At 65.7% G+C, this 20,635-nt stretch carries 17 protein-coding genes; 14 read left to right on the top strand and 3 right to left on the bottom strand.

Going from position 1 to position 20,635, the window contains the following annotated elements; genetic code table 11:
* Nucleotides 1-26: 26 nt before the first annotated feature.
* The gene (locus NRS07_RS14075) at nucleotides 27-698 is read right to left on the bottom strand and encodes a PepSY-associated TM helix domain-containing protein (RefSeq protein ID WP_259207958.1); all 672 of its coding nucleotides are present in this window, start codon (nucleotides 696-698) and stop codon (nucleotides 27-29) included.
* Nucleotides 699-985: 287 nt separating this feature from the next.
* Here NRS07_RS14075 and NRS07_RS14070 point away from each other — a divergent pair, with 287 nt between their 5' ends.
* From NRS07_RS14070 to NRS07_RS14045, 6 genes are all read left to right on the top strand, one after another.
* A complete protein-coding gene (locus tag NRS07_RS14070; protein ID WP_259207956.1) occupies nucleotides 986-3,841 on the top strand; it encodes a 2-oxoglutarate dehydrogenase E1 component in 2,856 nt (951 codons plus the stop codon).
* A 114-nt stretch (nucleotides 3,842-3,955) separates the two neighbouring features.
* Nucleotides 3,956-5,245: a 2-oxoglutarate dehydrogenase complex dihydrolipoyllysine-residue succinyltransferase gene (gene odhB, locus NRS07_RS14065; RefSeq protein WP_259207954.1), complete on the top strand. Its 1,290-nt coding sequence runs from the start codon at nucleotides 3,956-3,958 to the stop codon at nucleotides 5,243-5,245.
* A gap of 58 nt (nucleotides 5,246-5,303) precedes the next feature.
* Complete coding sequence (locus NRS07_RS14060) at nucleotides 5,304-5,657, top strand: PspC domain-containing protein (RefSeq protein ID WP_259207952.1); 354 nt, start codon at nucleotides 5,304-5,306, stop codon at nucleotides 5,655-5,657.
* A gap of 115 nt (nucleotides 5,658-5,772) precedes the next feature.
* A complete protein-coding gene (lpdA, locus tag NRS07_RS14055) occupies nucleotides 5,773-7,203 on the top strand; it encodes a dihydrolipoyl dehydrogenase (protein WP_259207949.1) in 1,431 nt (476 codons plus the stop codon).
* Between the two features lie 135 nt (nucleotides 7,204-7,338).
* On the top strand, nucleotides 7,339-8,436 hold the full coding sequence (zapE, locus tag NRS07_RS14050; protein ID WP_259207948.1) for a cell division protein ZapE: 1,098 nt from the start codon (nucleotides 7,339-7,341) through the stop codon (nucleotides 8,434-8,436).
* A gap of 19 nt (nucleotides 8,437-8,455) precedes the next feature.
* Nucleotides 8,456-9,118, top strand: a complete 663-nt coding sequence (locus NRS07_RS14045; RefSeq protein ID WP_259207945.1) for a hypothetical protein — start codon at nucleotides 8,456-8,458, stop codon at nucleotides 9,116-9,118.
* A 22-nt stretch (nucleotides 9,119-9,140) separates the two neighbouring features.
* Here NRS07_RS14045 and NRS07_RS14040 read toward each other — a convergent pair whose 3' ends face one another.
* Complete coding sequence (locus NRS07_RS14040) at nucleotides 9,141-9,917, bottom strand: PP2C family serine/threonine-protein phosphatase (protein ID WP_259207943.1); 777 nt, start codon at nucleotides 9,915-9,917, stop codon at nucleotides 9,141-9,143.
* 219 nt (nucleotides 9,918-10,136) lie between these two features.
* On the opposite strand from NRS07_RS14040, the gene NRS07_RS14035 reads away from it, so the two are divergent.
* Nucleotides 10,137-10,337, top strand: a complete 201-nt coding sequence (locus NRS07_RS14035) for a YdcH family protein (protein ID WP_259207942.1) — start codon at nucleotides 10,137-10,139, stop codon at nucleotides 10,335-10,337.
* Nucleotides 10,338-10,377: 40 nt separating this feature from the next.
* A complete protein-coding gene (locus tag NRS07_RS14030; RefSeq protein WP_373889829.1) occupies nucleotides 10,378-12,456 on the top strand; it encodes an ATP-dependent DNA helicase in 2,079 nt (692 codons plus the stop codon).
* 40 nt (nucleotides 12,457-12,496) lie between these two features.
* Here the strand turns inward: NRS07_RS14030 and NRS07_RS14025 are convergent, their stop codons facing one another.
* On the bottom strand, nucleotides 12,497-13,471 hold the full coding sequence (locus NRS07_RS14025; protein WP_259207939.1) for an NADPH:quinone oxidoreductase family protein: 975 nt from the start codon (nucleotides 13,469-13,471) through the stop codon (nucleotides 12,497-12,499).
* Between the two features lie 175 nt (nucleotides 13,472-13,646).
* Between NRS07_RS14025 and NRS07_RS14020 the strand changes: the two genes are divergently transcribed.
* From NRS07_RS14020 to rpoS, 6 genes are all read left to right on the top strand, one after another.
* Nucleotides 13,647-14,255 (top strand): toll/interleukin-1 receptor domain-containing protein, encoded by a 609-nt coding sequence (locus NRS07_RS14020; RefSeq protein WP_259207937.1) that lies wholly within the window; start codon nucleotides 13,647-13,649, stop codon nucleotides 14,253-14,255.
* An 8-nt stretch (nucleotides 14,256-14,263) separates the two neighbouring features.
* Nucleotides 14,264-16,648 (top strand): tetratricopeptide repeat protein, encoded by a 2,385-nt coding sequence (locus tag NRS07_RS14015; protein WP_259207935.1) that lies wholly within the window; start codon nucleotides 14,264-14,266, stop codon nucleotides 16,646-16,648.
* A 111-nt stretch (nucleotides 16,649-16,759) separates the two neighbouring features.
* Nucleotides 16,760-17,491, top strand: a complete 732-nt coding sequence (surE, locus tag NRS07_RS14010; RefSeq protein WP_259207934.1) for a 5'/3'-nucleotidase SurE — start codon at nucleotides 16,760-16,762, stop codon at nucleotides 17,489-17,491.
* Nucleotides 17,488-18,405, top strand: coding sequence for a protein-L-isoaspartate(D-aspartate) O-methyltransferase (locus tag NRS07_RS14005; RefSeq protein WP_259207933.1), 918 nt, complete (start codon nucleotides 17,488-17,490; stop codon nucleotides 18,403-18,405). The genes surE and NRS07_RS14005 overlap by 4 nt, the downstream gene beginning before the upstream one ends.
* A gap of 175 nt (nucleotides 18,406-18,580) precedes the next feature.
* Nucleotides 18,581-19,480 (top strand): peptidoglycan DD-metalloendopeptidase family protein, encoded by a 900-nt coding sequence (locus NRS07_RS14000; protein WP_259207931.1) that lies wholly within the window; start codon nucleotides 18,581-18,583, stop codon nucleotides 19,478-19,480.
* 6 nt (nucleotides 19,481-19,486) lie between these two features.
* Nucleotides 19,487-20,509, top strand: coding sequence for an RNA polymerase sigma factor RpoS (rpoS, locus tag NRS07_RS13995; RefSeq protein WP_259207929.1), 1,023 nt, complete (start codon nucleotides 19,487-19,489; stop codon nucleotides 20,507-20,509).
* The last annotated feature ends 126 nt before the right edge of the window (nucleotides 20,510-20,635 follow it).

The raw sequence follows: 20,635 nt of genomic DNA, 5'->3' as shown, positions 1-20,635 counted from the left end.
AATACTTGCCGGGAAAGCGCGAACGCTCAGTGCACGAACAGCAGCGCCAGTACGGCCGGCAGCACGATGCCAAAGCCGATCACCGGCCAGGTCGCGGGCCGGTTCGCCGCGTGGTATTTCATGATCAGGAAACCGGTGATGCAAAACACCACGCAGGCGATCGCGAAGATGTCGATGAACCAGCTCCAGACGGTGCCGGTATTGCGTCCCTTGTGCATGTCATTGAGCCACGAGATCGCGCCGCGCGAAGTGGCCTCGTATTCGGCCGCGCCGTCGATCCCGATGCGCAGCCAGGCGTCGCCGCCGGGACGGGGCAGGGCGATGTACGCGTCTTCTTCGCTCCATTCGGCGCGCTTGCCGCGCACATCGACCGGGAAGGCGCCGTTGGCCCAGTCGGCCAGTTCGCTCGGCAGCGGAACCTCGGCCTCGGCATGGCTGGCGGCGTAGGCTTCGAGCTGGGCGCGCAGCGGCTCGGGCAGCGCAGCCTTCAGGCGCGTGACCACCGGCTTGGCCTCGATCTGGGATGCATGGTTGAGGGTAAAGCCGGTAAAGCTGAACAGCAGCATGGCCATCAGGCAGATGGCCGAGCTGATCCAATGCCATTGGTGCAGTTGCTTGAGAAAGAAGGCGCGGCGCGGCCCCGGCAGGGCAGAGGTAGGGGCGGCAGGCGCTGACGAGGGAGATCCGGGTAAACTCATCCATAAATGATAACGATTATCATTTACATGGTCAACACCCGTTGTGTTGTTTGCATACGGAAACAAATTAATCTGGCCTGGACATCGGCCCTGCTCAGGAGCTTGCGTTACAATAACGCGGGTCACGTCTGGCTGCGCTTTGTCAGTAGCGTGCCGGATGGCCCAAGAAATTCGTCCTTCCCCACAACTTGAGTAGTCGTGCGATCCGCTAACCGGTCAGGCCGTGTCGCGGAAGGTTACCTGAACCCGCCCAATAATTCGCGAAGCGCGAAGAAAGGTGAGCAAGAATGATGCAGCAACAGAATGCGAACTCCTACCTGTTCGGCGGTAATGCGCCGTATGTGGAAGAGTTATACGAAGCCTACCTGGACAATCCGGGCTCGGTGCCCGACAACTGGCGCGCCTATTTCGACCAGATGCAGAACGTGCCGGCCGTCGACGGCTCGAACCGTTCCGATGTGGTTCATTCGTCGGTCGTCGCCTCGTTTGCCGAGCGCGCCAAGCAGGGCCCGATCCGGACCGTGGTCGCTTCGACCGACGCCGAGATGGGCCGCAAGCGCGTCGCCGCGACCCAGATGATCGCCGCCTACCGCTACCTTGGCTCGCGCTGGGCCAACCTCGATCCGCTGCAGCGCCAGGAGCGCCCGCCACTGCCGGAGCTCGATCCTGCCTTCTACGGCTTCACCGAAGCCGATCTCGACACCGTCTTCAATATCAGCAACACGTATTTCGGCAAAGAGACCGCGCCGCTGCGCGAACTGCTGAACATGCTGCGCGATACGTATTGCCGTTCGGTGGGCGCCGAGTTCATGTACATCAGCGACCCGACCGAAAAGCGCTGGCTGCAAGAGCGCATGGAGTCGAACCGTGCGACCCCGGCCTTTACGCTGGAAAAGAAAAAGCACATCCTCGAGCGCCTGACCGCAGCCGAAGGCCTGGAGCGCTACCTGCACACCAAGTACGTCGGTGCCAAGCGCTTCTCGCTCGAGGGCGGCGAATCGTTTATCGCCTCGATGGACGAAGTCATCCAGCGCGCCGGTGAAAAAGGTGTGCAGGAAATCGTCATCGGCATGGCCCACCGCGGCCGCCTGAACGTGCTGGTCAACACCCTGGGCAAGTCGCCAGCCGACCTGTTCGAAGAATTCGAAGGCAAGCACGCCGACGACCTGCCATCGGGCGACGTCAAATACCACCAGGGCTTCTCGAGCGATATCTCGACCCCGGGCGGCCCGGTCCACCTGTCGCTGGCGTTCAATCCTTCGCACCTTGAAATCGTCAACCCGGTAGTCGAAGGTTCGGTCAAGGCGCGCATGGAGCGGCGCGGCGACCGCAAGGGCAAGGAAGTGCTGCCGATCCTGGTGCACGGCGACGCCGCCTTCGCCGGCCAGGGCGTGGTCATGGAAACCCTGAACCTGGCCCAGACCCGCGGCTACGGCACCGGCGGCACGGTCCACATCGTCATCAACAACCAGATCGGCTTTACCACCTCCGACCCGCGCGACGCGCGTTCGACCCTGTACTGCTCGGACGTCGTCAAGATGATCGAAGCACCGGTGCTGCACGTGAACGCCGACGATCCGGAAGCGGTCGTGATGGCCTCGCAGATCGCCATCGACTACCGCACCGAGTTCGGCAAGGACGTGGTCGTGGACATCGTCTGCTACCGCAAGCTGGGCCACAACGAGCAGGACACCCCGGCCCTGACCCAGCCGCTGATGTACAAGAAGATCGCCAAGCACCCGGGCACCCGCAAGCTGTACGCCGAGAAGCTGACCGCGCAGGGCAGCATCGAAGCCGACGCCGGCGACCAGCTGGTTGCCGCCTACCGCGACGCGATGGACGCCGGCAAGCACACGGTCGATCCGGTGCTGACCAACTTCAAGAACAAGTACGCAGTCGACTGGGCGCCGTTCCTGAACAAGAAATGGACCGACGCGGCCGATACCGCCGTGCCGCTCACCGAACTCAAGCGCCTGGCCGAACGCATCACCCGTGTCCCGGAAGGCTTCAAGCCGCACTCGCTGGTCGAGAAGGTACTCAACGACCGCAGCAAGATGGGCAAGGGCGAGTGCAACCTCGACTGGGGCATGGGCGAGCACCTCGGCTTCGCGTCGCTGCTGGCCTCGGGTTATGCGATCCGCCTGTCGGGCCAGGACGCCGGCCGCGGCACCTTCGTGCACCGCCACGCCGTGCTGCACGACCAGAACCGCGAACGCTGGGACCAGGGTATCTACCTGCCGCTGGCTAACGTCTCGGACAACCAGGCCAATTTCACCGTGATCGACTCGGTGCTGTCCGAAGAAGCGGTGCTCGCCTTCGAGTATGGCTTCTCGACCGCCGAACCAAATACGCTGACCATCTGGGAAGCCCAGTTCGGTGACTTCGTCAACGGCGCCCAGGTCGTCATCGACCAGTTCATCGCCTCGGGCGAAGTCAAATGGGGCCGCGCCTCGGGTCTGGTCATGATGCTGCCGCACGGCTACGAAGGCCAGGGTCCGGAGCACTCGTCGGCCCGCATCGAGCGCTTCTTGCAGCTGTGCGCCGACAACAACATGCAAGTGGTGCAGCCAACCACTGCGGCCCAGATCTTCCACCTGCTGCGCCGCCAGATGGTGCGCCAGTTCCGCAAGCCTTTGGTGATCTTCACGCCGAAGTCGCTGCTGCGCAACAAGGACGCCGGCTCGCCCTTGACCGACCTGGCCAAGGGCGGCTTCCAGACCGTCATCGGCGAAGTCGACGAGGGCATCGACGCCTCGAAGGTCAAGCGTGTGCTGGTCTGCTCGGGCAAGGTCTACTATGACTTGTGCAACACCCGCAAGACCCGTGGCGTCACCGACACCGCCATCGTGCGCATGGAGCAGATGTACCCGTTCCCGCACAAGTCGTTCGCCGCCGAGCTGAAGAAATTCCCGAACGCGCTCGAGGTCGTGTGGGTGCAGGACGAGCCGCAGAACCAGGGTCCGTGGTTCCAGATCCAGCACAACATCTTCGAGAGCCTCGAAGTTGGCCAGCGCCTGGCTTATGCCGGCCGCCCGGCATCGGCATCGCCTGCGGTCGGCTATGCCGACAAGCACGTGGCGCAGCAAAAAGAGCTGTTGGAAACCGCGTTCTCGAAGCTGAAAGGGTTCATTCTCACCAAGTGAGGATGTGGCGCCGCGCGCGGATGCGTGCGGCGCCTCGCCAAGTAATCACACCACTGCCCCGGGCTTCGGCCTGGGGCTTTTGCACAGAATAAAACCACATCGGAGTTTAGAAAAATGGCACAAATCGAAGTCAAGGTCCCTGTACTGTCGGAATCGGTTGCTGAAGCAACCCTGCTGTCCTGGCACAAGAAAGTCGGCGAAACGGTCGATCGCGACGAAAACATGATCGATATCGAAACCGACAAGGTGGTCCTTGAGCTGCCAGCGCCAAGCGCGGGCGTGATCGTGCAACTGCTCAAGGCCGACGGCGCCACCGTGGTCGCCGGCGAAGTCATCGCCATCATCGATACCGAAGCATCGGCGCAAACCAGCCCGCTGTCGGTCAAGTCGATTCCGTCGGCAGCGCCGAACGCGCCGATCGCAGGCAGCGCCGCTGCTGCTCCTGCTGCTGCTCCAGCTGCCGCAAGCGGCGGCGCAATGTCCGGCGTGCCGATGCCGGCCGCGGCCAAAATCCTGGCCGACAACAACATGAACGCCGCCGGCATGGACGGCTCGGGCCGCGACGGCCGCGTGACCAAGGGCGACGCCCTGGCCGCTGTCGCCGGCAAGCCTGCCGCCGCTGCCGCCCCGGCACCGGCCGCGACCGCAGCGGCGGCCCGGCCGGCACTGCAGCAGGTCGCCGCGCCCGCCGCCAACCTGGGCGACCGTCCGGAAGAGCGCGTGCCGATGAGCCGCCTGCGCGCCCGTATCGCCGAGCGCCTGCTGCAGTCGCAGTCGACCAACGCCATCCTGACCACTTTTAACGAAGTGAACATGGCCCCGGTCATGGAACTGCGCGCCAAGTACAAGGACAAGTTCGAGAAAGAACACGGCGTCAAGCTGGGCTTCATGTCCTTCTTCGTCAAGGCCGCCGTCGCCGCGCTGAAGAAATACCCGATCGTGAACGCTTCGGTCGACGGCAACGACATCGTCTACCACGGCTACTTCGACATCGGTATCGCGGTCGGTTCGCCGCGCGGCCTGGTGGTGCCGATCCTGCGCAATGCCGACCAGATGTCGATCGCCGAAATCGAAAAGAAGATCGGCGAATTCGGCCAGAAAGCCAAAGAAGGCAAGCTGACCCTGGAAGACCTGACCGGCGGCACCTTCTCGATCTCGAACGGCGGCACCTTCGGCTCGATGCTGTCGACCCCGATCATCAACCCGCCGCAGTCGGCCATCCTGGGCGTGCACGCGACCAAGGACCGCGCCGTGGTTGAAAACGGCCAGATCGTCATCCGTCCGATGAACTACCTGGCGATGTCGTACGACCACCGCATCATCGACGGCCGCGAAGCCGTGCTGGCCCTGGTCGCCATGAAGGACGCGCTGGAAGACCCGGCGCGCCTGTTGCTCGACCTGTAATCCCAACCGCGGCGCGCGCCGGCAGGCAGCGCCGTGCTTCGGTTTGAAGGAGTAGGACATGAACTTGTCGGACGAAATCAAGCGGCTGCACGAGCTGCACCAGGCCGGCGCGCTGAGCGATGCCGAATTCGAACAAGCCAAGGCACGGGTACTGTCCCAGGCTGCGTCGAGCGAGCAGCCGATCGACCTGCGCAAGCGCAACGACAGCCTGGGTGAGACCCTGGGCAACGAACTGGCCAGGCTGCGCCGCTCGCGCGGCGACCGCTGGCTCGGTGGTGTCTGCGGCGGGCTGGCGGTGGCGACCGGCGTCGAATCCTGGGTCTGGCGCCTGGTGTTCGCGCTGTTTACGCTCACCTTCGGCTTCGGCCTGGCGATTTACCTGCTGTTGTGGATTTTTGTTCCCGAAGAATAAACTGATCCGTCGGGGCTCCGGGTGGCGTTCCCGGGTCGTGCGTGCCGCGCACCACGACCCTGAAGACCATTGCGCTCGTTGACGCCCCGATCGACCCAAACAAGGAAATACCAACATGAGTGACAAACAATTTGACGTCGTCGTCATCGGCGGCGGTCCTGGCGGTTATATCGCCGCCATCCGTGCAGCGCAGCTGGGCTTCAAGGTTGCCTGTATCGACGAGTGGAGCAACGCGGCCGGCAAGCCGGCCCCGGGCGGCACCTGCACCAACGTTGGCTGCATCCCGTCCAAGGCGCTGCTGCAGTCGTCCGAGCATTTCGAGCACGCCGGCCACGCCTTCGCCGACCATGGCATCAAGGTATCGGGCCTCGAGCTCGATCTCGGCACCATGCTCAAGCGCAAGGACACCATCGTCAAGCAGAACAACGACGGCATCCTGTTCCTGTTCAAGAAAAACAAGGTCAGCTTCTTCCACGGCCGCGGCGCCTTCGCGGGCACGGCCGACGGCGGCTACACCGTCTCCGTCACCGGTCCGACCACGGACACGCTGACCGCCAAGAACGTCGTCATCGCCACCGGCTCGAACGCGCGCCAGCTTGCCGGCGCGGAATTCGACGAAAAGCTGATCCTGTCGAATGCCGGCGCGCTGGCCATCGAGGCGGTGCCGTCGAAGCTGGGCGTGATCGGGGCCGGCGTCATCGGCCTGGAAATGGGTTCGGTATGGCGCCGTGTCGGCGCCGAAGTGACGGTGCTCGAAGGCCTGCCGACTTTCCTCGGCGCGGTCGACGAGCAGATCGCCAAAGAAGCGCACAAGCTGTTCGTCAAGCAGGGCCTGACGATCAACCTGGGCTGCCAGATCGGCGCGATCACCAAGGGCGACAACGACGTCACCGTCGAATACGCCGACAGCACCGGCGCGGCGCAGAAGGCCACGTTCGACCGACTGATCATCTCGATCGGCCGCGTGCCGAACACCACTGGCCTCAATGGCGAAGCGGTCGGCCTGCAGCTCGATGAGCGCGGTTTCGTGGTGGTGGACGACGAATGCCGCACCAGCCTGCCGGGCGTGTGGGCGGTGGGCGACGTCGTGCGCGGCCCGATGCTGGCGCACAAGGCCGAAGAAGAAGGCGTGGCGGTTGCCGAGCGCATCGCCGGCCAGCACGGCCACGTCAATTTCAACACCATTCCGTGGGTGATCTACACCTCGCCCGAAATTTCCTGGGTCGGCAAGACCGAGCAGCAGCTCAAGGCCGACGGCGTCGCCTACAAGGCCGGCACCTTCCCGTTCATGGCCAACGGCCGCGCGCGCGCGCTGGGCGACACGTCGGGCATGGTGAAGTTTTTGGCCGATGCCACGACCGACGAAATCCTGGGTGTGCACATCGTTGGCCCGATGGCCTCGGAACTGATCTCGGAAGCCGTGGTGGCGATGGAATTCAAGGCCTCGTCGGAAGACATCGCCCGCATCTGCCACGCGCACCCGTCGCTGTCGGAAGCGGTGAAAGAGGCCGCGCTGGCGGTGGACAAGCGCTCGCTGAACTTCTAAGCATTACCGACATTCGTCACCGTTCACGGTGACATGTCCGATAGGGTGGGCGGGTCTCCCGTCCACCCTATGTTGTATCGACGTCGGTGGTCTTGCCGATTCCGTGCAAATCACCCCGTATTGAATGATGCATCCATGAACGTCCAAGAGTACTACCAGCACGCGCTCGCCGAGCGCGGCTTCAAGTCCGATCCGGCCCAGCAGGCCGCGGTCGATCGCCTGCAGCAGGCCTACGACGCGTGGGTCGGGTACAAGTCCCAGCGCTCGTCCGCTTTCAAGCGCCTCATCAACCGTCCCGACGTGCCCAGGGGCGTGTACCTGTGGGGCGGGGTAGGGCGCGGCAAGTCGTTCCTGATGGACTCGTTCTACTCGGTGGTGCCGGTGGTGCGCAAGACGCGCCTGCACTTCCACGAATTCATGCGCGCCGTGCACGGCCAGCTCGATGAGCTCAAGGGCGTGGCCGATCCGCTCGACGAAGTGGCCAAGCGCATCGCCCGGAAATACCGCCTGATCTGCTTCGACGAGTTCCACGTCTCGGACATCGCCGACGCCATGATCCTTTACAACCTGCTGTCCGCCCTGTTCGCCAACGGCGTGAGCTTCGTGATGACCTCGAACTACGAGCCGTCCACGCTCTACCCGGACGGCCTGCACCGCGACCGCATGCTGCCGACCATCGCCCTGCTCAAGGACAGGCTCGACATCCTGAACGTCGACGCCGGCAACGACTACCGCAAGCGCGCCATGGAGCAGGTGCAGGCCTATTACACGCCGCTCGACGCGGCCTCGGACCGGGCCCTGCGCGATGCCTATGCCAGGGTGGCCGATACTGCCGACGAGCACCCGATCGTTCATATCGAGAACCGCGAGATCCGTTCGCTGCGCCGCGCCGGCGGCGTGATCTGGTTCGATTTCGCCACCCTGTGCGGCGGGCCGCGTTCGCAGAACGACTATCTCGAACTGGCCACGCGCTTCCATACGGTGGTGCTGTCGAGCATTCCGGCGATGTCGGCCGGCCAGTCGTCCGAGGCGCGCCGCTTCACCTGGCTGATCGACGTGTTCTACGACCACAAGGTCAAGCTGATCATGTCGGCCGCGGTCGAACCCGAAGAGCTGTACACCCAGGGCATGCTGGCGAACGAATTCCACCGCACCGTCTCGCGTATCATTGAAATGCAGTCGCGCGAGTACATGCTCGCCGAACGGCGCGGCGCAGCCGACGCCATTGCCTGATAGATCTACAAGGACATCCATGACGAGTCATCCAGTATTGCGCGGCGTAGCAACCCTCCTGGCGGCAGCGCTGCTGGCTGCCTGTTCAACGGTCGATCCCGGCCCATCCGTGGCGCCCGTCGAGCCCAGCACCTCGGTGGCGCAGGCCGATGCACGGCTGGCTGCCGTGAATGCCGAGCGCGCGTCGATCGCGGCGCGCTACGCCGAACGCGAAGCGCACTGCTACGCCAAATTCTTCGTCAATCACTGTCTCGACGAAGCCAAGGAACGCCGCCGCGCCGCCCTGGCCGCCCAGCGCGATATCGAAATCGACGCCGAGCGCTTCAAGCGCCGCGCCAAGGTCGAGCAGCGCGACCGCGAGATCGCAGTAGCCGACGCCCAGTTCAGGGCCGAGGAAGCAGCGCTGGCGGCCCAGCCACCGGCGCCGCCGCGCCAGGTCGGCGCCGCGCCGCCCCCGAAGCCGTCGCCGGCCGCGACCCGCATCGCGCGCCGTAATGCCAAGGCCCGGCAAGAAGCAGAACAGGCGCCGCAGCAGGCCGCGAAGGCAGCAGCGAATGTGGCCGCGTTCGAGGAGCGCAAGCGCAAGGCCGAACAGCGCCAGCGCGACGTGGCAGAGCGTCTGGCCGAGCGCGAGGCCAAGGCGGCAGCGAAAAAGGCGAGTGAAGCGGCGGCCGGCAAGTAAGGCTGGACGCCGGCCCCAGGCCTTACACCGCTGGCGCCCCGGGCGCCGGGCGCACCAGCTTGACGATCCCCATGCTGCAATTGCCGCCTTTACCCTGGGAGCGTTCGCCGGCCTTGTTGATCAGCATTTCCGATGCCTGGCGCGGCGAGGCGCGGCTGACAGCTGCTGCCAGTTCCGCGTCGGTGAAGAAATGCCACAGGCCGTCCGAGGCCAGCAGGAAGCAGTCTGACGGCGCCAGTCCGCTGCAGCTGCCGATCGCGACATACGGATCCTTGCGGCTGTTGCCCAGGACATTGAGCAGCAGTTTGGACTTGCGGTGGTTCTTCGCCGCTTCTTCGGGCAGCCGGTCGCTCGCCATCAGGTGCTGAATATATTCGGCGTCGCCCGTGCGCGTCACGCAGTCGCCGTCGTGGAAATGGTACAGGCGCGAATCGCCGACCTGTCCCCACACGGCATCGCCGTGCGGCGTGAGCACCAGCCCGATAAAGCTGGCATGCGACTGGGTCTTGGAGGCGACGGCATTCATCTTGATGACCAGATGGGTTTCGCTGACGATGTCGCGCAACAGTTGGGCGATGCGCTCGATGCTGGCGTGCTCGCCCGGCTTGAATTCGTCGAATACCTGGCGCGCCGTATGCAGTACCTGTTCGGAAGCGGCCGCGTTGCCGATGCCGTCCGAGAGCACCGCCAGCATGTAGCCGGGCGCGCGGGCGCCGGTCAGGAAGGCGATGCGGTCGTTCTGCTGCGGGCGGTTGCCAATGTGTTGCGCGGTGCCCGCTTCAATCTTGTATGGTGTCATAAGCCTGTTGATTCCGTCGTGCTCGCGCCGAACTTTGTTGGCGGCAACCTCAGCGTAGATTAAACTATGCACCGAGAAGCCGTGGTGTTGCAAGCTGAACACACATTCGCCCGGCTGCGTATCCCCCGAGCGCCATCCGCATGTGGGGGCGACGCCTGGCGCCAGGCCCCCGTATATTCCCGCAACCGCTTTTGAACAGACCTGTTTGGAACAGTAATCATGACCGACGTCCAGGACCTCCAGCGCCGCATCGTAGAACTCGACGTGGAACACCGCGACCTCGATGCGGTCATTTCGATGCTGACCGACGACGGCCATGGCGACCAGCTCCAGCTGCGCCGTCTGAAAAAGCGTAAGCTGCAATTGAAGGATCATATTACGCTGCTGAAGATGCAGCTGGTGCCCGACATTCCAGCCTGAACCCATCCGCCTGTCCAAGGGCTACCGAGAAACACCCATTTTGACCGACCACCTTCCCGCAACTGTTCCGATTTCCGGCCCCGCCGCCGGTGCGGCGGACACGCCGCCGCCGCAGGGTGACGTCCTTCCCGCCAGTGCCAGGGCGCCAGGCAAGCATGACGCCGAGCTCGACCGTTTATTCGGCGCGGGCGGCCCGCTCGCGCCCGCCGTCGGCACCTTCAAGCCGCGCCAGGCCCAGACCGAGATGGCCAAGGCTGTTGCCCAGGCCATGGCCGAGCAGAAAGTGCTAATGGCCGAGGCCGGCACTGGCACCGGCAAGACCTTCGCCTACCTGGTCCCGGCGCTGCTGTGGGGCGGCAAGACGATCATTTCGACCGGTACCAAGAACCTGCAAGACCAGCTGTTCTTGCGCGACATCCCCACCATTCGCGCCGCCTTGCGCGCGCCGGTATCGGTGGCGCTGCTCAAGGGCCGCTCGAACTATGTCTGCCATTTCCACCTCGAGCGCACGCTGAGCAACGGCCGCCTGACCTCGCGCGACGACGTCGGGCACCTGCGCGAGATCTCGCGCTTCATCAAGATGACCAGTTCGGGCGACAAGGCCGAGCTGGCCAAGGTGCCGGAAACCGCCACGGTGTGGAACCTGGTGACCTCGACCCGCGACACCTGCATGGGTGCCGAGTGCCAGTACTACCAGGACTGTTTCGTCATGAAGGCGCGCAGGGAAGCCCAGCAGGCAGACGTGGTCGTGGTGAACCACCATCTGTTCTTCGCCGACGTGGCACTGAAAGATACCGGCGTGGCCGAGCTGCTGCCCTCGGCCAACACCATCATCTTCGACGAGGCGCACCAGTTGCCCGATACCGCCACGCTGTTCTTCGGCACCTCGGTCTCGACCTCGCAGGTGCTGGAATTGTGCCGCGACGTGCTGGCCGAAGGCCTGGCGCACGCGCGCGGACCGGACTGGGGCAAGGTGGTGACGGTGGTCGAAAAAGCCGCGCGCGACCTGCGCCTGACCTTCCCCGAGGGCAGTACCCGGCTGTCGCTGCCGCAGGTCTTGCCGACTTCAAGCTTTTTCCCGGCGCTGGCCCGACTGAAAGAAGAACTGGCCGGCATGATCACTGTGCTGGAAGAGCATGCCGCGCGCGCCGAGACGGTCGACGCCTGCCGCGTGCGGGCGCTCGAACTGGCCGCCTCTTACGATGCATGGAAGGCCGATCCGAAGAAAGGCAAGGTGGTCGAAGGCGACGAAGCGGTGCTGTGGGTCGAGGCGTTCTCGTCTTCGCTGCAACTGCACAAGACGCCCTTGTCGATCGCGCCGATCTTTACCAGCCAGCGCGAAGGCACTGCGCGCAGCTGGATCTTTACCTCGGCGACGCTGGCGGTGAAGAACGATTTCAAGCATTTCTCCGAGCAGATGGGCCTGAGCGGCGAGCCGGCCATGACCTGGCCCAGCCCCTTTAATTATGGCGAGCAGGGTATCCTGTACGTGCCGACCGGCCTGCCGGAACCGAACTCGATGCACTACACCGACGCCGTGGTCGACGCGGCGCTGCCGGTGATCGAGGCCGCGGGCGGACGCACCTTCTTCTTGTGCACGACGATACGCGCGGTGAACAAGGTGGCCGAGCGCCTGCGCACGGAATTCGCCGAACGCGGCCTGGCGTTTCCGCTATTTGTGCAGGGCGAACGTGGCCGCACCGAACTGCTCGATTCCTTCCGCAATGCCGGCAACGCGGTGCTGGTCGGCAGCCAGAGTTTCTGGGAAGGCGTCGACGTACGCGGCGAGGCGCTGTCGCTGGTGATCATCGACAAGCTGCCCTTCGCCCCGCCCGACGACCCGGTACTGGCCGCGCGCATCGAGGTGATGGAAAAGCAGGGCATGAACGGCTTCATGCACCACCAGTTGCCCGAGGCGATCATTACGCTCAAGCAGGGGGCGGGGCGCCTGATCCGCGACGTCGACGACCGCGGCGTGCTGATGATCTGCGATCCGCGCCTGATCACCAAGCCTTACGGGCGGCGCATCTGGCAAAGCCTGCCGCCGTTCAAGCGCACCCGCGTCCAGGCCGACGTGGTCGGGTTCTTCCAGGGCGTCGACGCGGTCGCGGACACCTGACCGGTGGGGCGGGCCGGTGGTGCCGGGCCTTTGAACGTTCCTAGGGATTGATGACGACTTTCCCCATCACCTTGCGCGCCGCCATGTCGTCGAGCGCCTGCGCCGTATCGGCCAGCGCATATTTTTTCGAGACCAGCGGATTGAGCTTGCCTTGCGCCATCCAGTCCAGCATCTGGCGCATCGCCGCCAGGTTGGCGGCGGGCTCGCGCCGCACGAAATCACCCCAGAACACGCCGATCACCGACGCGCCCTTGAGTAGCATCAGGTTCCACGGCAGCCTGGGAATGTCGCCGGCCGCGAAGCCCACGACCAGGTGGCGTCCACGCCAGGCGATCGAGCGCAGCGCCGGTTCGCTGTAGGGCCCGCCGACCGGATCGTAGATCACGTCCGGGCCGCGGCCGCCGGTGGCCGCCTTGATCGCCTCGCGCAGGTCTTGCTTGTCGTAGTTGATCACGTCATCGGCGCCATGCTTGCGGCACAGCGCCAGCTTCTCATCGGTGGAAGCGGCCGCGATCACGCGCGCGCCCAGGGCCTTGCCGATCTCGATCGCGGCCAGGCCGACGCCGCCGGCCGCGCCCAGCACCAGCATGGTCTCGCCAGGCTGCAGGGCGGCGCGGTCCACGACCGCATGGTGCGAGGTACCGTAGGTGAGGGTGATGGCGGCGGCGGTATCAAAATCCATTTCTGGGGGCATCGGCATCAAGGCCTCGCCAGCGGCGATGGCTTGCTCGGCGAAGGCGCCGGTACGGGTGAAGCCGATGACGTGCTGGCCCGGCGCGAAGGCGGTCACGCCCGCGCCCACGGCGCGCACGCTGCCGGCGAATTCGTTGCCCGGCGTGAAGGGCAGTTCCGGACGCACCTGGTACTTGCCCTGCACCGTGAGCAGGTCCGGGAAATTCACGCCGGCCGCCCTGACGTCGACCACCACCTCGCCCGGGCCTGGCACCAGGTCGGGCAGGTCCTCGATCACCAGGCTGCTGCTGGGTCCCCACTGATTGCATCGCAACGCTTTCATTTGCTCTCTTTCATGTCCGCTACCTCGATTCATTAATCGGCGGAATTATGCCTGAAGACCACTCGGCGCCGATGCCGACCAGGCCGCCGGCGCGCTTGTGCCCCCGCAAAGTGGCTGAGGTCGGCAGCGCTAGAGTCAAACGGTACGCCTCGGGAAATTGGAATGGGAGCATGCAATGGCGATCCGTTACGGGTGTTTCTTCAGCTACGCACATGGCAGGCACGACCTGATGAACCGGTTCAAGACCGCCCTGGCCGACGCGCTGCGCTGCTATCTCGAACCTTACTTCGACAACGAAGACGAGCTGTTCATCGACACCGAGCAGCTGGGCGGAGGGGACGACCTGGACCGCAAGATCGCGCGCGCCATGTGCGAGAGCGTCTGCATGATCCTGATCTACACCCCGAAATACGAGGCGCATGCCTATACGCGGCGCGAATACGCAGCCATGCGCCTGCTCGAAGCCGAACGCGCTACCTGGTACCCCTTGCCGAGCCACCTGATCATTCCGGTGATCATGACCCGGCACCCCGATTCGCTGCCGTCGCAAATTACCGAGAACAGCTTCTACGTGGACTTTTCTCACTTCACGATGGCGACCGCCGACCTGAAATCTAACCCGGACTTCTTGCCAGACATTGACAAGATGGTCAAACGGATCGCGCTGCATTACCAATGCCAAAAAAAGCATACGCCACCCAACCACGACTGCAACCAATTCGTGCTTCCCGATGTCCCACCTGAGTGGCGCGCGCTGCCTGAGCTGGCATTCCCGAAAAAATGAGGAGGAACATGGACAAGAACGGGCTCACGACCCTGCTTCCACCGCTGGATAATCCCGGTGCAATCACTACCTTGTATTCCTACGAAGGCGGGCCCGCCCGCAACGGCCTGCTGGCCGCCATGGCGCTGCAGTTGGCGGGCGAGCCAATGGCGGGACCGGTCCTCATGATCGACTGGGACCTCGATGCGCCCTCGCTGCACGCCTACGCAGGTCAAGATGCCGCGCCGGCCCACGACGAGGGCGCCGCCCAGGATCACCCGGAGCACCCGGAGCACCCGCCCGGCCTGGCCGAATATGTCGCCGCGCTGCGCGAACGGCTGCAGGTCCAGCGCGAGTTCCAGCGCGGCGCCCATGGCGATTGCGGCGAAGCGCTGGCCGATGCCGTGCTCGATTCGGTCGACTGGCGCCGCTACATCGAGCGCGCCGATGGCCGCCATCGGCTGTACCTGATGCGCGCCGGGCGCTTTGACGACACCTACCCCGATCGCGCCGAGCGGCTCGACTGGGATGCCCTGTTCGACGCCTGCCCGGCGCTGTTACGCCGCTTTGCCGCCCGCATGCGGCGCCATTTCAGCCATGTGCTCATTGCCAGCCGGGGCGGGCGCTCGGCCAGCGTCAGCGTCTGCACCACGCTGCTGCCCGACCGCATCGTGGGCCTGTTCACGCCAGCGCCAGGCAGCCTCGATGGCCTGGAGGGCGTGGTACGGCGCGCCATCGACTACCGCTGTACCCACGAAGACGAACAACGCCCGCTGCTGGTCTACCCGATGGCCTGCAGCGCCGAGGGCGCGCGCAGCGACCCGGGCCAGCGCTGGCGGCGCGGCGATAGCAGCCAGGGCCTGGCGGGCTACCAGCCGCGCCTCGAGGCGCTGCTGCGCGCCGCCTACGGCATGACCCGTTTGCGCCTGGACAGCTGGTTCGACGAACTCCAGCTGCCGCTGGCCGACGCGCTGGCCATTGCCGGCCCCGGCGCCGACTGGCGCGCGCTGGCGCGCCCGGCCGCCTGCCTGCTGTCCTGGTTCAGGCAAGGCGACTTCCCCTGGCATTCGCTGGCCGAAGTGCGTCTGCGCAGGGAGATCGAGCGCGCGCGCGTTCCCGATGCCGCGCTTGCTTCTTCAGTGGCGCTGGCGGCCAGCCTGGCGCGGCTGGGCGTGTTGTGCCGCGACGAAGGCCGCACCAGCGAGGCTGCCGACTACCTCGCCGAAAGCCTGGCGCTGCGGCGCGCAGCGCTGGGCCAGGACCATGCCCAGTCGCGCGCGGGGCTGCGCCTGCTGGCGGCGCTGCAGCATGGCGCTGGTCGCCTGCACGAGGCGCGCCGCGACTACGAGTTGCTGGCGCAGGGCTGTGCGCGCAGTGTCGGCGCCGAGCATCCCGACACGCTGGCGGCGCGCTCGCGCCTGGCGCGCGTGCTCGGCCAGCTCGGCGAGGGCGAGCGCGCGCTGGCGCTGCACGAGCAGGTGGTAGCCATCTGCGAGCGCTTGTGGGGCGATACCCATGTCGCCACCCTCGACAGCCTCGAAGACCTGGCCGTGACCCTGGCCGGACAGCACGAGTTCGACCGCGCGCGCGTGCTGTGCGAACGCGTGCTGGATGGGCGCCGCTGCTTGCAGGGAGGCGAACACGACGACACGCTGCGCTGCAGCCAGCGGCTGGCCCAGCTGCTCGGCGAAATGGGCGACCTGGGCAATGCGCGGCGGCTGCTCGAATCCGTACTGCGTGCGCGCGAACGCCACGACGGCGCCGACGCCGCCCCGACCTTGCAGGCGCGCGAAGCGCTGGCCGACATCCTGGCGGCGCAGGGCGACCTGGCGGCAGTGCGCCGCATCCAGGAATCGCTGGCCTGGACCCGCGAGCGCCACCTCGGCGCCAGTCATCCCGATACCCTCAGCATCCAGTTGCGGCTGGCATCCACGCTGGGCCAGCAGGGCGAAGAAGAGGCCGCGCGCCGGCTGCGCGGGCGGGTGGCCGACCTGCGCCAGCGCCTCGAAGAAGCCGGCGGCAGCAGCGGGGGCGGCACGGCTGCCGGTGATTCGGCTGCGCGCACCGGACCAGTCTTGCAAGAACGCTATTGTGCCAGTACCCCGCGCGGCCGCTACGCAGGCGCAGGCCAACCGGCATCCGACGACCTCCAAGGCATGCTCGCGCAACTCCACGACCTGCTCGAACGCCACAGCCGGCGCGAGGCGCGCGCGCTGGCCGACAGGCTGCGCCAGTTGGTGCTGCGCGCGAGCGTGGCACATCCGCTGCGGCGGCGCGGCGCGGCGCTGATCAAGCAGGTGTACCGGCAGGATGGGGACAAGGATGCCTTGCTGGCCTTTACCCAAGACGAGCTCGCCTCACTCGAGGGTGCCCTGTTCGGATCGGATCGCGACAACCCCGCGGCGCTGCATTAGCCTGGAGCTGACTCCGGCTCCAGCCCGGGCCCGGTTAAATATCGCTGCTGGGCAACAAAAATACCACGCTGGGCGATCGTAGAGGCGGTTGCTTCAGGTAAAATCGCAGGCATGCGAATTCTTATCAGTAACGATGACGGCTACCTGGCGCCTGGTATCAGTGCGCTGGCCGAGGCCTTGTCCGCAATCGCCGACATCGTTGTATTCGCGCCCGACAGTAACCGCTCGGGCGCGTCGAATTCCTTGTCGCTCGATCGTCCATTGTCGGTCCAGCGCGCCGCGAATGGTTTTCATTTTGTAAACGGCACCCCGACCGATTGCGTCCATATCGCCCTGGCGATGATGGAGGCGCCGCCCGACCTGGTCGTTTCCGGCATCAATAATGGCCAGAACATGGGTGACGACACGCTGTATTCAGGTACCGTTGCCGCCGCCACCGAGGCTTACCTGTACGGCATTCCGGCGATCGCGTTTTCACAGGTGCACCCCGGCTGGGCCCACATCGACGCCGCCGCGCGCGTGGCGCGCGAGATCGTCGAGCGCCGCTTCGACAAGCTCGATCTGCCCTTCCTGTTCAACGTCAATATCCCGAACCTGCCCTACGAACAGATCGGACCGCTGACGCCGGCGCGCCTCGGGCGCCGCCACCAGTCCGAACCGGTGATTCGTTCACAGGACCCGCGCGGCCGCGAGATCTTCTGGATCGGCGCGCCGGGTGCATGCCGCGATGCCGGCGCAGGCACCGATTTCCACGCGACCGCACAAGGCTGCGTGTCGATCACCCCGCTGCAAGTAGACCTGACCCACAAGACCCAGCTCGACCTGCTGCGGGAGATCGTATGAGCGAAGACCGCAGCACCGAGCGCCGCAGCACCTTTCCGCTGCCACTTTCCTCGGTTACCGGGGGCGATCGTCGCAACCCGGGCAGCCCCAACAACCTGCGCGCGCCGGTGCCGGTGGCGACCCCGCAAACCGCCACCCGCAACGCCGCCCGCACCGCGTTTGTCGGTGGCTCCGCCCTGGCGCCAATGGCGCCTTCGCCCTCGCCGCGCGCGCCGGGCTATGCGGTCACGCACACGCCGAGCGCGCCGAGCGTGCAGCGCTCCGAACTGATGGCGTCAGAGGCGGTGCGGCGCGCCATGGTCGGGCGCGTCGCGCGCCAGGGCGTGCGTGATAGCCAGGTGCTGGCCGCCATGCAAGCTGTTGCGCGCCACCTGTTCATCGAACCGGCCATGTCGGGCCAGGCATATGTTGACGCTTCGCTGCCGATCGGGCACCAGCAGACGATTTCGCAGCCGTATATCGTGGCGCGCATGATCGAAGTCATGAACGCCTCGACCCCGGCCGGTGCGCAACTGGGCAGGGTGCTCGAGATCGGCACCGGCTGCGGCTACCAGGCGGCGGTGCTTGCCTGCGTCGCGCGCGAAGTCTATTCGATCGAGCGCATCAAGTCCCTGCACGAGCTGGCCAAGACCAACCTGCGTCCCTTGCGAATCTCGAACCTGCGTTTGCATTATGGCGATGGTATGCTAGGCTTGCCGCAGGTTGCACCCTTCGACGGCATCATCCTGGCAGCTGCGGGCCTCGAAGTGCCGCAGGCACTGCTCGAGCAGCTGGCCATCGGTGCGCATCTGGTCGCGCCGGTTGGCGCCCAGGTCCAGCACCTGCAACGCATTACCCGCATCGGCAAACGCGAATGGGCCAGCGAAACGCTGGAATCGTGCCATTTCGTGCCGCTGCGCCCGGGTACCGTCTAGACGGCCCGATCCAACGTCGCCGCGGTGCTGCCGCTGCCGCCATGGCGGCTCCGCCTGCCTGGCGCAGCCATTGCGCGGCCCGGTCCGCTGGCGCAGTCCACCTGCAAGGCAAGCGGACGGCGCGCCGCAGAAATATCAATCAGAAGATAGAAAGACAATGAACCAAGCACCCCCAATGAAACAAGCTCCCCGCCTGGCACTGCTGGCCCTCACCATCGGCCTGCTGGCAGGCTGTACCTCCGCTACCCGCCAGGCCCCGGTGGTCGAGCGTACCTCGCCACCGTCTTCCCAGGCGCGCCCTGGACCGGCCGGGGCCGACGAGTCGAAAGACGACAGGGGCATGCATACGGTGCGCCGCGGCGATACGCTGCTGCGCATCGCACTCGATCACGGCCAGAACTACCGCGACCTGGTCGCCTGGAACAACCTGGCCGATCCGGACGATATCAAGGTTGGCCAGACACTGCGCGTCGCGCCGCCGGAACGCGGCGAACGCAGCGCCAGCGTGCAGACCCAGCCGGTGCCTGCGCCGCCCGCGGCTACGCCGCCACGCAAGACGGTGCCACGGGCCGACAAGCAAGTCTATACCGACGCCAATGTCGCCAGCGTCCAGCGCGAATCGGGTGCCCGCGTCGAGCCGGCCCCAGCCGTGACCCCGGCGGCGCCGGCAATCGTCCCCGGCAGCATCGTCACCGCCAGCGACGATCAAAAGCTGAGCTGGATGTGGCCATCGGACGGACGCATCGTCGCCACCTTCGATGAAGGCCGCAACAAGGGCATCGATATCGCCGGCAAGGCCGGGCAGCAGGTAGTGGCCGCCGGCGCCGGCAAGGTAATGTACGCTGGTAGTGGGATCCGGGGTTATGGTAATCTCGTGATCGTTAAGCACAGCAACAGCCTGCTGTCGGCCTATGCGCATAACCGCAAGATCGTCGTCAAAGAAGGCGACAACGTGGCCAAGGGCCAGATGATTGCGGAAATGGGCGATTCGGACGCCGATTCGGTGAAGTTGCATTTCGAGATACGCCAACAGGGCAAGCCAGTCGACCCTTCGAGGTTCCTGCCTGGCCGATAGGATGGTATGACGCAGCCGCCGCAGCCGCACGATCCGCACGATCCGCAAGATACGGACGAGTATCCCGATACGCCCGAAGGCGACGGGGATCTTGCGGCCGACGGCGCCGGGGCGGCCCATGCGCCAGACTTGCCGGCCGCTGGCGCCGCAACCGCCTCGGTCGACGAGCTGCGCAAGGTGTTGCAGGCCGAGCTCGCCACCGATACCACCCAGCACTACCTGAACCAGATCGGCACCCGCCCGCTGCTGTCGGCAACGGAAGAATGTCAGGTCGCCACGCTGGCCAAGGGCGGCGATTTCGCGGCGCGCCAGAAGATGATCGAGCATAACCTGCGCCTGGTCGTCTCGATCGCCAAGCACTACATCAACCGCGGTGTGGTATTGCTCGACATGATAGAAGAGGGCAATATCGGCCTGATGCGCGCGATCGACAAGTTCGAGCCCGAGCGCGGTTTCCGGTTTTCAACCTACGCCACCTGGTGGATTCGCCAGAGCATCGAGCGCGCCATCATGAACCAGGCCCGCACGGTGCGCCTGCCGGTGCACATGGTGCGCGAACTGAACCAGGTGCTGCGCGCCAAATACCACCTCGAATCCCAGAAGCACGACGGCAAGGATGCCGCCGCCGAGGATATCGCCAGCCTGGTCGGGCGGCCGGTAGAAGAGGTGCAGGACATCCTGGCGCTGTCCGAACACGCCGCCTCGCTCGATGCCCCGCTCGACAACGACCCGCAATCGTGCCTGATGGACATGCTGCCCGACGACGGCGACGCCACGCCCGACGTATTGGCCGAGCACCACGAGACAACGGTGCTGGTGCGCGACTGGCTGGCCTGCCTGCCCGACAAGCAGCGGCTGGTCGTCACGCGCCGCTTCGGGCTGGACAACGACGATCCCGCTACGCTAGAGACCCTGGCCGCGGAGATGGGCGTGACGCGCGAACGCGTGCGCCAGATCCAGCAAGAGGCGCTGGTCAAGCTCAAGCGCGCGATGGCGGCGCGCGGGGTAGTGCGGGATTCCTTGCTGTAGCGCTTGGCGGGAGCGCGCCTGGCTTCCCGTAGCGCCCACCCCGTTTCCTTGCTATCATGCCCGCCGGGCCTTCAGCCCATTTTTTGTTTGAACGTCCCACGCCGGCACCCGCCCGCTGGCGGTGCC

Source organism: Massilia sp. H6 (assembly GCF_024802625.1).
GTDB lineage: Bacteria > Pseudomonadota > Gammaproteobacteria > Burkholderiales > Burkholderiaceae_D > Telluria.
Note: the sequence above shows the minus strand (reverse complement) of the source record. Positions and strands in the feature narration are given on the sequence as shown.